The organism is Ralstonia sp. 22086 (genome assembly GCF_052045975.1).
In the GTDB taxonomy this organism is placed as follows: Bacteria; Pseudomonadota; Gammaproteobacteria; order Burkholderiales; family Burkholderiaceae; genus Ralstonia; species Ralstonia wenshanensis.
Map to the genome: position 1 here is coordinate 643,169 of NZ_JBQEPZ010000001.1, position 13,140 is coordinate 656,308.

13 protein-coding genes are annotated in these 13,140 nt (G+C 61.8%); 10 read left to right on the forward strand and 3 right to left on the reverse strand.

What is annotated here, in order from left to right; translation table 11 throughout:
- Window positions 1-60: 60 nt before the first annotated feature.
- The 10 genes from ACTJK6_RS02985 (at window position 61) to ACTJK6_RS03030 (ending at window position 9,770) form a co-directional block, all read left to right on the forward strand.
- The gene (locus tag ACTJK6_RS02985) at window positions 61-432 is read left to right on the forward strand and encodes an SMR family transporter (protein WP_440838322.1); all 372 of its coding nucleotides are present in this window, start codon (window positions 61-63) and stop codon (window positions 430-432) included.
- Between the two features lie 40 nt (window positions 433-472).
- On the forward strand, window positions 473-1,633 hold the full coding sequence (locus ACTJK6_RS02990; protein WP_232042644.1) for a DegT/DnrJ/EryC1/StrS family aminotransferase: 1,161 nt from the start codon (window positions 473-475) through the stop codon (window positions 1,631-1,633).
- A gap of 7 nt (window positions 1,634-1,640) precedes the next feature.
- Window positions 1,641-2,636 carry a glycosyltransferase gene (locus tag ACTJK6_RS02995; protein ID WP_232042643.1) on the forward strand — a complete coding sequence of 332 codons (996 nt, stop codon included), beginning with the start codon at window positions 1,641-1,643 and terminating at the stop codon, window positions 2,634-2,636.
- A complete protein-coding gene (locus tag ACTJK6_RS03000) occupies window positions 2,633-3,574 on the forward strand; it encodes a formyltransferase (protein WP_440838323.1) in 942 nt (313 codons plus the stop codon). The genes ACTJK6_RS02995 and ACTJK6_RS03000 overlap by 4 nt, the downstream gene beginning before the upstream one ends.
- 16 nt (window positions 3,575-3,590) lie before the next feature.
- Window positions 3,591-4,649, forward strand: a complete 1,059-nt coding sequence (locus ACTJK6_RS03005; RefSeq protein ID WP_102067067.1) for a bifunctional UDP-4-keto-pentose/UDP-xylose synthase — start codon at window positions 3,591-3,593, stop codon at window positions 4,647-4,649.
- A gap of 35 nt (window positions 4,650-4,684) precedes the next feature.
- Window positions 4,685-5,578, forward strand: coding sequence for a 4-deoxy-4-formamido-L-arabinose-phosphoundecaprenol deformylase (locus ACTJK6_RS03010; RefSeq protein WP_440838324.1), 894 nt, complete (start codon window positions 4,685-4,687; stop codon window positions 5,576-5,578).
- A 96-nt stretch (window positions 5,579-5,674) separates the two neighbouring features.
- Window positions 5,675-6,139, forward strand: a complete 465-nt coding sequence (locus ACTJK6_RS03015) for a peroxiredoxin (protein WP_232042640.1) — start codon at window positions 5,675-5,677, stop codon at window positions 6,137-6,139.
- A gap of 467 nt (window positions 6,140-6,606) precedes the next feature.
- Window positions 6,607-8,334, forward strand: a complete 1,728-nt coding sequence (locus tag ACTJK6_RS03020; protein WP_232042639.1) for a PhoH family protein — start codon at window positions 6,607-6,609, stop codon at window positions 8,332-8,334.
- A gap of 119 nt (window positions 8,335-8,453) precedes the next feature.
- On the forward strand, window positions 8,454-8,879 hold the full coding sequence (locus ACTJK6_RS03025; RefSeq protein ID WP_322016904.1) for a hypothetical protein: 426 nt from the start codon (window positions 8,454-8,456) through the stop codon (window positions 8,877-8,879).
- Window positions 8,880-9,020: 141 nt separating this feature from the next.
- On the forward strand, window positions 9,021-9,770 hold the full coding sequence (locus ACTJK6_RS03030) for a C40 family peptidase (protein ID WP_440838325.1): 750 nt from the start codon (window positions 9,021-9,023) through the stop codon (window positions 9,768-9,770).
- 77 nt (window positions 9,771-9,847) lie between these two features.
- On the opposite strand, the gene ACTJK6_RS03035 is transcribed toward ACTJK6_RS03030, so the two are convergent.
- The 3 genes from ACTJK6_RS03035 to ACTJK6_RS03045 form a co-directional block, all read right to left on the reverse strand.
- On the reverse strand, window positions 9,848-10,858 hold the full coding sequence (locus tag ACTJK6_RS03035) for an inorganic phosphate transporter (protein ID WP_232042637.1): 1,011 nt from the start codon (window positions 10,856-10,858) through the stop codon (window positions 9,848-9,850).
- Between the two features lie 14 nt (window positions 10,859-10,872).
- Window positions 10,873-11,499: a DUF47 domain-containing protein gene (locus ACTJK6_RS03040; protein WP_232042636.1), complete on the reverse strand. Its 627-nt coding sequence runs from the start codon at window positions 11,497-11,499 to the stop codon at window positions 10,873-10,875.
- Window positions 11,500-11,648: 149 nt separating this feature from the next.
- Window positions 11,649-13,037, reverse strand: coding sequence for a replicative DNA helicase (locus ACTJK6_RS03045; RefSeq protein ID WP_027677550.1), 1,389 nt, complete (start codon window positions 13,035-13,037; stop codon window positions 11,649-11,651).
- Between the last annotated feature and the right edge of the window lie 103 nt (window positions 13,038-13,140).

A 13,140-nucleotide genomic window follows, 5' to 3' on the forward strand; every position in this document is an offset into this window, starting at 1 on the left:
CGGGATTGAGAACATTCGCACGGGGAAACCGCCGCAGTCTGCAAAACATCAAAAGAACACATGAATCTGGTCACTTTCGGGCTGATCCTGACGGGCGTCATGCTCAATGCCAGCGCTCAGTTGCTACTCAAGGCGGGCGTCAACAACATCGGCCGCTTTGCGTTTTCGGCCGACAACATTCTGCCGATCGGCATCAAGCTTGCAACGCAGTGGCCCATCATTGGCGGGCTGTCGTGCTACGTCATCTCGGTGGTGGTGTGGATTCTCGGCCTGTCGCGCGTGGATGTGACCATCGCGTATCCGATGCTCTCCCTGGGCTACGTGGTCAACGCCTTCCTGGCGTGGTATCTGTTTGGCGAAGTGCTGTCTGTACAGCGCCTGATCGGCATCGCCATCATCCTCGTCGGCGTACTTGTGCTGGCCCGCTCGTGAGCCGATGTGCCCGCGCCCAGCACCCAACTTCATTCAAGTCATGACGCAAACCACCGCCACTGCCGAATTGCCGTTTCTGCCCTTCGTACGCCCGACCATTGACGAGGCGACCATCGCCGCCGTGGCCGACGTGCTGCGCTCGGGTTGGATCACCTCGGGCCCCAAGGTCGCCGCATTCGAAGCCGCGCTGTCGGAGTACTTCGGTGGCCGCATCGTCCGCACATTCGCCAACGGCACGGCCACGATGGAAGTCGCGCTGCGCATTGCCGGCATCGGCCCAGGCGATGAGGTGATCACCACGCCGATCTCGTGGGTCGCCACATCCAACGTGGTCCTGACCGTCGGCGCCAAGCCGGTCTTCGTCGACATCGACCCAGTGACACGCAACATCGATCTGGACAAGGTCGAGGCCGCCATCACGCCGCGCACCAAGGCGATCATTCCAGTCTATCTGTCGGGGCTGCCCGTCGACATGGACCGTCTGTACGACATCGCCCGCCGCCACAAGCTGCGCGTAGTGGAAGACGCCGCACAGGCCATTGGTTCGCGCTGGGGCGACAAGCGCATCGGCGAGATCGGCGACCTCGTCAGCTTCAGCTTCCAAGCCAACAAGAACATCACGACCATTGAAGGCGGCGCGCTGGTGCTCAATACGCCAGAAGAAGCCGTGCTGGCCGAGAAATATCGCCTGCAAGGCGTCGTGCGCACTGGCTTCGACGGCATGGAAGTCGACTTGGTGGGCGGCAAGTTCAACCTGACCGACGTGAATGCCGCGATTGGCCTGGGCCAGTTCGCTCAGCTTGAAGCCGTGACTGCACGCCGCGCTGCCCTGGCCCGCCGTTACTTTGCCGGCATGCGCGCCGCAGACATCGAGTCGTTCGGCGTTGAACTGCCGGTAGAGGACTTCACGCACACCAACTGGCACATGTTCCAGATCGTGCTGCCACTGGATCGCCTGAAGGTCGATCGCGCCGGGTTCATGGCTGGCCTGAAGGCGCTAGGCATTGGCGCGGGCGTGCACTACCCGCCCATCCACCTGTTCAAGCTCTATCGCGAACTCGGCTGGAAGCCGGGCATGTTTCCGGTGGCCGAACGCATTGGCCGTGCCATCGTTACGCTGCCGATGTTTGCCGGCATGGAAGATTCCGATGTGGATCGCGTGGTCAGCGCGGTCCGCCAACTTTGCGCCCAGTACCAATAATCCAATAATGAAGACACCCGCTCTCTCGGTCGTCATTCCGGTTTACAACGAAGAAGACGGGCTCGCCGCGCTGTTTGCGCGCCTGTATCCCGCACTCGACGCGCTCGGCATTTCGTATGAAGTCGTGTTCGTCAATGACGGCAGCCGCGACCGCTCCGCCGCCATGCTGGCCGAGCAATTCCGGGCGCGCCCGGACAGCACGCGCGTCGTGCTGTTCAACGGCAACTACGGCCAGCACATGGCCATCCTGGCCGGCTTCGAACATGCGCGTGGCGAACGCGTCGTTACGCTAGATGCCGACCTGCAGAACCCGCCGGAAGAAATCGGCCGCCTGGTCGAAAAGCTCGACGAAGGCTACGACTACGTCGGCACCATCCGGCGCGTGCGCCAGGACAGCTGGTTCCGCCGCACCGCGTCGCGTGCCATGAATTCGCTGCGCGAACGCATCACGCACATCAAGATGACCGACCAAGGCTGCATGCTGCGGGCCTACAGCCGGACCATCGTTGATACCATCAACCGCTGCCGCGAAGTCAACACCTTCATCCCGGCACTGGCCTACACGTTCAGCAAGAACCCGACCGAAATCGAAGTCGACCACGAAGAGCGCTTCGCCGGCGAGTCGAAGTACTCGCTGTACAAGCTAGTGCGCTTGAACTTCGACCTGGTGACGGGCTTCTCGGTCGTGCCGCTGCAATGGTTCTCGGCGATCGGGATGCTGCTGTCGCTGGCGTCGGCGGTTTTGTTCATCCTGCTGGTGGTGCGGCGCTTCATCCTGGGCGCGGAAGTCCAGGGCGTGTTCACCCTGTTCGCCATCACGTTCTTCCTGATGGGCGTGCTGTTGTTTGGCATTGGCCTGCTGGGCGAATACATTGGCCGCATCTATCAACAGGTGCGTGAGCGCCCGCGCTATCTGGTGCAGGGTGTGCTGGAAGAAACGCCCCACCTGCATGAAGCCGGCGCCGCCGATATGAAGACTGGCTCGCAGCGGGGTGTTGCATGAGTTCGCAGCTCAAGCGGCGCGCCGTCGTTTTCGCGTATCACAACGTCGGCGTACGCTGCCTGCGCGTGCTGGCAGCGCGTGGCATTCAGGTCGAACTCGTTGTCACGCACGAGGACAACGCCGCCGAGAACATCTGGTTCGGCAGCGTGCGCGCCACCGCACAGGAACTGGGTATCCCGTACATCACGCCGGACAATGCAAACGGCGAAGATCTGCACGCCCGGATCGCCGCGATTGCGCCGGACTTCATCTTTTCGTTCTATTACCGGCACATGATCCCGATGCGCCTGTTGAGCCTCGCCAAATTCGGCGCGTTCAACATGCACGGTTCGCTGCTCCCCAAGTACCGCGGCCGCGTGCCCATCAACTGGGCGGTGCTGCACGGCGAGACCGAAACCGGCGCCACCCTGCACGAAATGGTCGAAAAGCCGGATGCGGGCTACATCGTCGACCAGACTATCGTGCCGATCCTGCCAGACGACACCTCGCACGAAGTGTTCGAAAAGGCCACTGTTGCGGCAGAGCAAACCCTGTGGCGTGCGCTTCCCGCGATGATTGCCGGGCACATTCCGCAGCACCCGAACGTGCTGGCCAACGGTAGCTATTTCGGCGGCCGCAAACCCGAAGACGGCCGCATCGACTGGTCCAAACCGGCCCAGCAGGTCTATAACCTGATCCGTGCAGTGGCGCCGCCCTACCCCGGTGCCTTTACGGACGCGGGCAGCGAACGCTACGTTGTCGCGCGGGCCCGTCTGGCGCACCAAACCTTTACGAATTTGCCGCCGGGCTTGCACGTCGTGGATAATGCGATGTTCGGCGTGTGCGGCGATGGGGGAGCCATCGCCATTCACGAGCTCTGGCGCGTCGATCCCCAAGCTGCCAGCGGAACATCTGTCGTGACCGCGCAGCAGCTCGCCAGCCAGCTCGCCCTCTCCTGATCTTGAGTTTGCCTTCATGAAAAAAGTACTGATCCTCGGCGTCAACGGCTTCATCGGCCACCACCTGTCCAAGCGCATCCTGGAGACCACCGATTGGGAGGTCTATGGCATGGACATGCAGACCGAGCGTCTGGGCGACCTGGTCAACCACCCGCGCATGCACTTCTTCGAGGGTGACATCACCATCAACAAGGAGTGGGTCGAGTATCACGTGAAGAAGTGCGACGTGATCCTGCCGCTGGTGGCCATTGCCACGCCGTCGACCTACGTCAAAGACCCGCTGCGTGTGTTCGAGCTGGACTTTGAAGCCAACCTGCCGATCGTTCGCTCGGCTGCCAAGTACGGCAAGCACCTGGTCTTCCCGTCGACCTCCGAGGTCTACGGCATGTGCAGCGATTCCGAATTCGATCCGGAAGCCTCGCCGCTGATCTACGGCCCGATCAACAAGCCGCGCTGGATCTACGCGTGCTCGAAGCAGTTGATGGACCGCGTGATCTGGGGTTACGGCATGGAAGGCCTGAACTTCACGCTGTTCCGTCCGTTCAACTGGATCGGCCCGGGCCTCGACTCGATCTACACCCCGAAGGAAGGTTCGTCGCGCGTTGTGACGCAGTTCCTCGGCCATATCGTGCGCGGCGAGAACATCAAGCTCGTCGACGGCGGCAGCCAGAAGCGCGCCTTCACGTATATCGATGACGGCATCGACGCGCTGGTACGCATCATTGCCAACAAGGACGGCGTGGCCTCGGGCAAGATCTACAACATCGGTAACCCGTCGAACAACTACTCGGTGCGTGAACTGGCCAACATGATGTTGGAACAGGCCGCCCAGATCGACGAGTACAAAGACACTGCCAAGCAGGTCCAACTGGTGGAAACGACCTCCGGCGCCTACTACGGCACCGGCTACCAGGACGTGCAGAACCGCGTACCGAAGATCGCCAACACCATGGAAGACCTCGGCTGGAAGCCGACCACGGTGATGAAGGACGCGCTGGCGAACATCTTCGAAGCGTATCGCACGCACGTGGCTGAAGCCCGCAGCCTGGTCGAAGACGGCAACGGCAACAAGTAAAAGCCGCATCTCAGTCGCACCTTCCGCGCAGGTTCATGGCTCTCATCGTTCTCAAGATCGACGTCGACACCCTGCGCGGCACCCGCGAAGGCGTGCCCAACCTCGCGCGCATGCTGCGCGAGCACGACGCTGGCGCGACCTTCCTCTTCAGCCTCGGCCCCGATCACACCGGCTGGGCGCTGCGCCGCGCCTTCCGCCCCGGCTTCCTCAAAAAGGTTTCCCGCACGTCAGTCGTCGAGCATTACGGCCTTCGCACGCTGATGTACGGCGTGTTGCTGCCAGGCCCCGACATCGGCCGCAAAGCCGCTGCCGAAATGCGCGCCATCGCCGAGGCAGGTTTCGAGACCGGCATCCACACGTGGGACCACGTGCTCTGGCAAGACAATGTTCGCCAGCGCGATGCCAGCTGGACGGCCCGCCAGATGACCGCCGCACACGCACGTTTCATCCAGGTGTTCGGCCGGCCACCCGTGACGCACGGCGCCGCCGGCTGGCAGATGAACGACCACGCGTTCCGCCAGATCGACAACTGGGGCATGGCCTACGCCTCCGACGGCCGGGGCACGCATCCGTACATCCCGAGCATTGATGGCAAAGCGCTGAACCACGTGCAATTGCCGACGACGCTGCCCACGCTGGACGAACTGATCGGCGTGGAAAACATCACTCTCGATAACGTCGCCCGGCATATCCTGAAGATGACGGAGTCCGACCGCGACCAGGTATTTACCTTGCATGCAGAACTTGAAGGGCAGAAACTCGCCCCGATCTTCCGGGAGTTGCTGCGAGGCTGGCGCGCCCAAGGCCATCGGCTAGGGTCGATGGGCGATTACTACGCGACGCTCGATCGCAGTACCCTGCCCGTGCAGCCCGTCACATGGGGCGAAGTTGCCGGCCGCAGCGGCAGCCTGATCGTTCAGCCGGCCTGATCTTTCCGATCTCCGGTTGGCGTCGGGCGCGGTATCTCAGATTTGCCCGTCCACGAGCTTCTCCATCTCTCTCCTCGCGGTTTTCCGGAACACACCATGCCCGTCACGATCGACCAGCCTCTTCCCGATTTCTCCGCACCGGCAACCAGCGGTATTACGTTCTCGCCGGCATCGCAGCGCGGCAAGATCGTCGTGCTGTATTTCTATCCGAAGGACAACACCCCTGGCTGCACCACGGAGGCGATGAACTTCCGCGACCAGTATGAGGCCTTTGAAGCCGCCGGCGCCGTGGTGTTCGGCATCTCGCGCGACAGCCTGAAATCGCACGAAAACTTCAAGGCGAAACTGGAGATGCCGTTCGAGCTGATTTCCGACGCCGACGAAGCCGTGTGCAACATCTTTGACACGATCAAGATGAAGAAGATGTACGGCAAGGACGTGCGTGGCATCGAGCGCAGCACATTCCTGATCGACAGCAAGGGCGTGCTGCGCAAGGAATGGCGCGGCGTGAAAGTGCCCAACCATGTGGATGATGTCCTCGCGGCGGTACGCGCGCTGTAACCGCACGGGGAGCCAGCGGTCGGGAAAGTGCCGTGCAGGACATCCTGGCGGCTGATTCTCCCGTCGATTTCGCATCGTCTGTCGTGGCCAGTTTGCGACGCACCACAGGTCACATGTGAGCGATTGCAAATCACAAAAGCTTCCGATACAGTCGGAACCGATGAGTACGAAATCCGGATGCCATTCCGATAGCCCACGACGGTACCGGCGGCCAAGTTGGCCTGATACCGCTTCTGCGTTTTTCCCGGCAAGCAGGCCGGGCAGAACGTCCGAAACGTGCAGCTTGTCGTGGCGTTCACCTAGGCCGCCCCACCTCTCGCAGGTCATGGCGGCTTTTTTGTGGCCGTCGTCCATGCATCAACTGCTGCGACGCGCCCGTCCGTTTTCCAGCGTTTCCCGCCAGCACCGCCTCGCCATGTGCGCGGACGGTGTTTCGTCGTTGTTCCACCCAGAGAGGTAATCGAAGCATGCCGCTGCCGACCATGCCCACCCAGCCAGCCCAATTGCTTGACCCGGCTGAATTCAAGCCTTTCGGCAAAGCCGGAAAGCCGAAGGCGGGTCAGGAACCTCGAAAACCGGTGCCAGCGCTCGAGCGCGAGGCGTTGTCAGAAACCGGCCGTGCACAACCCAAACGCAATGCAGCCAGCACGGCCCGCGCCCGCTCGGGCGAAGCGTCTCCCATGGCGAAAGACAGTTCGCGCGAACATGCGGGCATTCTGGCCAAGGCCGTCGACAAAGTAAGCGCGACGGGCAAATCGACCGAAACTGCCGCCCGCCGCCGCACCCGCCGCGACGAAGGCCCCGCCAAGCTGTTCGTGCTCGACACCAACGTGCTGATGCACGATCCGACATCGCTCTTCCGTTTTGAAGAACACGACGTCTATCTGCCGATGATGACGTTGGAAGAGCTGGACAATCACAAGAAGGGCATGAGCGAAGTCGCGCGCAATGCGCGCACGGTCAGCCGCACGCTCGACCAGCTTGTGGCCGGCACCGATGGAGCAATGGATGACGGCCTGCCGCTTGCCAAGCTCGGCAACCGCGATGCGCAGGGGCGCCTCTTCTTCCAGACGCGTCTGAACGACATCAAGCTGCCTGATGGGCTGCCGCAGGGCAAGGCTGACAATCAGATCCTTGGCGTGGTGGCCGCGTTGCAGCAGCAGCGTCCAGACCGATCGGTCGTGCTGGTGTCCAAGGACATCAACATGCGGATCAAGGCGCGCGCCCTCGGCCTGCCGGCGGAGGACTACTTCAACGACCGCGTGCTGGAAGACACCGACCTGCTCTACAGCGGCATCATGGCCCTGCCGGCAGACTTCTGGCAGAAGCACGGCAAGAACATCGAGAGTTGGCAGGACCCCAAGACGGGCACGACGTTCTACCGCCTGTCCGGCCCGCTGGTGCCATCGTTCCTCGTCAACCAGTTTGTCTTCCTGGAGCCGAATGACGGTAGCTTGCCGCTGTATGCGCAGGTCAAGGAGCTGAATGGCAAGACTGCCGTGCTGCAGACGCTCAAGGACTACACGCACCAGAAGAACAACGTCTGGGGCGTGACCGCGCGCAACCGCGAGCAGAACTTCGCGCTGAACCTGCTGATGCATCCGGAAGTCGATTTCGTGTCGCTGCTCGGTCAGGCCGGCACGGGCAAGACGCTGCTGGCACTGGCGGCAGGCCTGGAGCAAGTGCTGGATCAGAAGCTCTACAACGAGATCATCATCACGCGGGCCACGGTGCCCGTGGGTGAAGACATCGGCTTCCTGCCCGGCACGGAGGAAGAAAAGATGCAGCCGTGGATGGGCGCCTTCGACGACAATCTCGAAGTGCTGCAAAAGTCCGACGACAATGCCGGTGAATGGGGCCGCGCTGCCACGCAGGAGCTGATCCGTTCGCGCATCAAGGTCAAGAGCATGAACTTCATGCGCGGCCGCACCTTCGTCAACAAGTTCCTGATCATCGACGAGGCGCAGAACCTGACGCCCAAGCAGATGAAGACGCTCGTCACGCGGGCGGGCCCGGGCACCAAGATCGTCTGTCTGGGGAACATCGCGCAGATCGACACGCCGTACCTGACGGAAGGCTCGTCGGGCCTGACTTATGTGGTGGATCGATTCAAGGGATGGAGCCACAGCGGGCACATCACGCTGGCGCGCGGCGAGCGCTCGCGGCTCGCAGATCACGCGTCAGACGTGCTGTAGAAATCACGCAGCAACATATTTGTCTGCCGCAAACCGTTGTTCCATCAGGCCACGCAGTTGCGTGGCCTTTTTTTTGCTGCTTGTCGGGCACCTCTCTTTTTCCTTGATGGAGGCCAATGATGCCCATGCAGCAGAACCTGCAGACCCGATCGCTCTTGACCCTGACGTCGGCTGCGCTGGCGATGATGCTGTCCGCCAGCGCCTCCATTGCGCTCGCCGACAACCTCACGCCGAAGACCGCCGGCCAAATCAGCTACGTCTGCGGCGGCGTTGCACAAGACGAGCAGCAGGCGCTGAACAGCGAGGCACGCAACTACAACCTGTCTTTGCTATTCACCCAAGGCGCACGTGGCGAATATCTGGCCGACGTCGACGTACAACTCACACGGCACGGCAAGGAGGTCGCAAGCTTTCGCGCTGACGGCCCGCGCTGTCTGATCAAAGCCCCGCCGGCAAGCTATAACGTCATCGCCACGTACCAGGGCACCACCAAGCGCGCGACGGTGCAGACCGGCAGCACACGCAGCGTCCAACTGCGCTGGTAAAACTGCCCGCAAAGCGCGGCGCCATCTGGGCAAAATCCGCAGACCCGCGCCCCGCTTGGCGTTGCGCCTCGCCAACACGCAGTTTGGCTTTCTGACGCGGCGCGCATAGCATGCTTGCTATCCGGACTCTCCTGATGGCGCATGCTCGCGCAGCACAGCTTTCTCCACGGAAATACGCGACTGGCAGGCGCCGGCCTGTTGGCGCTGGCGTGCTTGCTGTCTGCCTGCTCGTCGACACCCACCCGCTCCACCGCCTCGCGCGACGCGGGTCTGCGCACGCGCGGTGCCCCAATCCACGATCCAAGCGCTGGCCTGGAAGAAATCTCCATCGAGGCGATGGCGCTGGTCGGCACGCCATACCGCTACGGCGGCAATACTCCCGATAGTGGCTTCGATTGCAGCGGGCTTGTGCGCTACGTCGTGCAGCGCGCTGCGTCTGTGAACCTGCCACGCACCGCTGCCGAAATGGGCCGCCGCGGCACGTCATTGGACCGCCGCGACGTTGCATCGGGCGACCTCGTCTTCTTCAACACGACCGGCCAGCCGAATTCGCACGTCGGCATCTATGTGGGCCAGAACCGGTTTGTCCATGCACCCGCCACGGGTGGCACCGTGCGTCTGGAAGACATGACCAAGTCTTACTGGGCAAGCCGCTACATGGGCGCGCGCCGCGTGGTGGCCGTGAGCAATCTGCCCGATATGCCAGCGCCGACCATTGCACCGACGGCTCCGGCACCCGCCAGCCCAGCCCATCCGATCGACGATGATCCACTGGGAACCCTCGCCCGCTCACGCGACGCTCAAGCCGACAGCCTGATGTCGACGCGTGCACCTGCGGCGGCAATCCCGTCGGCGGATGACGACCCCATTGCCCGATTTGCCACGCAGTAACACATCGCTCACCCCAATGCAAAACGCCCACCGATTTGGTGGGCGTTTCGTTTTTTCGGAGTCGACCGGCGGTCGACTTACAGCACGTGTCGGCCAATCCACCAAGCAATCGCTGCCATGAACGCTGATGCGGGAATCGTCAGAACCCACGCCCAAACGATGTTGCCGGCCACACCCCAGCGCACTGCGGACGCCTTCTGCGCAGATCCCACTCCGACGATGGCGCCCGTGATGGTATGCGTGGTCGAGACCGGCACACCCAACGCCGACGCCAAGAACAGCGTCATGGCCCCACCGGTTTCAGCGCAGAAACCGCCAACCGGCTTGAGCTTGGTGATCTTCTGACCCATCGTCCGCACGATCCGCCAGCCGCCCAGCAGCGTACCCAGACCGATCGCCACATAGCAGCAGACGATGACCCAGATCGGCGGTTCAGTTGACGTGGCCGACGCGTAGCCGCCCGCGATCAGCAGCATCCAGATGATACCGATGGTCTTCTGCGCATCGTTGCCGCCGTGGCCCAGACTGTACAGCGAGGCCGATAGCAGCTGCAGGCGCCGGAACCATCGGTCCACCTTGGATGGCGGCGTTCGGAAGAACAGCCAGGACACCGCCACCATCAGCAGCGAGCCGAGGATAAAGCCAAGCAACGGCGAAATCAGAATGAACGCCACGGTCTTGAGCAAGCCACTCGCCACCAGCGAGCCCGTGCCAGACTTGGCCACAGCTGCCCCCACCAAACCACCGATCAGCGCATGCGAAGAGCTCGACGGAATGCCGTAGTACCACGTGATGATGTTCCACGCGATGGCGCCGACCAACGCCCCAAAGATGACATAGTGATCGACGATGGACGGATCGATCGTGTCCCGCCCCACCGTGGTGGCCACCTTGAGGTGGAAGATGAAAATGGCGATCACGTTGCAGGCTGCGGCCATCGCCACTGCCTGCTGCGGCTTGAGCACGCCCGTCGACACCACCGTCGCAATGGAGTTGGCCGCGTCGTGGAAGCCATTCATGAAGTCGAACACGATGGCCAGTGCCACCAGCAGAACGACCACCCAGAGACTGATCTGAAGCGTATGCATGAGGCGTCGTCTCGTCAGGCGTTTTCGAGCACGATGCCTTCGATGATGTTGGCAACATCCTCGCAACGGTCGGTGACGCTCTCCAGTTGCTCGTAGATCGCCTTGAGCTTGATCAGCAGCTTGATATCGTTCTCGGTGCGGAACAGCTTGGCCATGGCTGCGCGCATCACGCGATCGGCTTCCGACTCAAGTCGGTCGATTTCCTGGGCGATGGTGAGGATCTGGCGGCCGTTGTTCATGTCGTTGAGCAGCGCTACAGCCTTGCGGACTTCCTCGCAGCAAGCCACGCAGATCATCGCGAGCTGGCGCGATTCGTCCGTCAGGTTGGTCACGTCATACAACGAGATGGTGAGCGACACGTCTTCCATCAGGTCGAGGATGTCGTCCATCGTCGTGATCAGCTTGTGGATCTCGTCGCGATCGAGCGGGGTGATGAAGGTCTTGTGCAGCAGCTCGATCGTGTCATGCGTGATGCGATCGGCCTTCTTTTCAAAGTTCTGCACGTTGCGTGCATGCATTTCGGCATTGGGCAAGTCATTGACCAACTCCTTGAGTGCATGGGCCGCCTTGACGGCGCACTCGGCGTGCTGGTTGAAGTACTCAAAAAACTTGCCTTCGGTGGGCATGAAGCGACCGAACATGATGATCCTTGGGAACGGAAAAAAGCAGGAGTCGTAAAAACAACGCCGGACGGGATCACCGCCGGCGCTGTCATTAAAACGCAATATTTTACCGGAACCCGCCTCGCGACATACGTGGCACGTTGTGGCGGGCCGACACGAATTACACGTTACGTGTCGTTGTCGAAGAAGGCATTGCCTCCGGTGAAGTTGTCGAACTTCGTGTATTCGCCCAGGAACGTGAGACGAACCGTACCAATCGGGCCGTTACGCTGCTTACCGATGATAATTTCGGCCGTACCCTTGTCCGGAGAATCGGGGTTGTAGACCTGATCGCGATAGATGAACAGGATCACGTCGGCATCCTGTTCGATAGCGCCGGATTCACGCAAGTCCGACATCACAGGACGCTTGTTCGGACGCTGTTCCAGGCTTCGGTTCAACTGCGACAACGCAATCACCGGGCAGTTGAGTTCTTTCGCCAAGCCCTTCAGCGATCGCGAGATTTCCGAAATTTCGGTCGCGCGGTTCTCACCGCCGCCCGAGCCCGACATCAGCTGCAGGTAATCGATGACGATCAGACCGAGCTGCCCGCACTGCCGTGCAAGCCGGCGCGAACGCGCACGCAGCTCCATCGGGTTCAGCGCGGGCGTTTCGTCAATGAAGAGCTGCGCGTCATTCATCTTCTGGATGGCGTGCGTCAGGCGCGGCCAGTCCTCGTCGAGCAGACGGCCGGTACGCAGCCGGTGCTGATCCAATCGCCCAACCGAACCCAGCATACGCATGGCGAGCTGCGTGCCCGCCATTTCCATCGAGAATACGGCCACCGGCAGGCCCTGTTCCACCGCTACGTGTTCGCCGATGTTCAGCGAGAATGCCGTCTTACCCATCGATGGGCGGCCGGCCACGATGATCAGATCACCGCCCTGCATACCGCTCGTCATGCGGTCGAGATCAACGAAGCCGGTCGGTACGCCCGTAATGTCGCTCTGGTTATCGCGGTGGTACAGCTCGTCGATGCGCTCGACCACCTGCGTCAGCAGCGGCTGGATTTCCAGGAAGCCCTTCTGCCCGCGCGAGCCTTCTTCGGCAATCGCGAACACCTTGGATTCAGCCTCGTCCAGCAGCTGGCGCACATCGCGGCCCTGCGGGTTGAAGGCTCCGGCGGAAATCTCGTCGGCGATCGTCACGAGTTGGCGCAGCACGCCGCGGTCGCGCACGATTTCCGCATAGCGACGGATGTTGGCAGCGCTCGGCGTGTTCTGCGCCAGCGCGTTCAGGTAGGCCAGGCCACCCACCTCTTCCGCCTTGCCAGCGGCCTGCAACTGCTCGTACACCGTGATCACGTCCGCAGGCTTGGCCTGCGAGATCAGCTTGCCGATGTTGTGGAAGATCAGCCGGTGGTCGTAGCGATAGAAATCGTGCTCGTTGATGAAATCGGCAATGCGATCCCAAGCGGCGTTATCCAGTAGCAACCCGCCGAGCACCGACTGTTCGGCCTCGATGGAATGCGGGGGTACCTTGAGGGAATCGAGCTGGGGATCGGAGGGCGCGTTCATGGCGGGATTATAGCGGCGCTGCTCGGTCTTCAATCTGAACCCCTGACACAAAGGACAACAAAAAAAGGCAGAGACTTTCGTCCCTGCCTTCTTGACTCGCGTC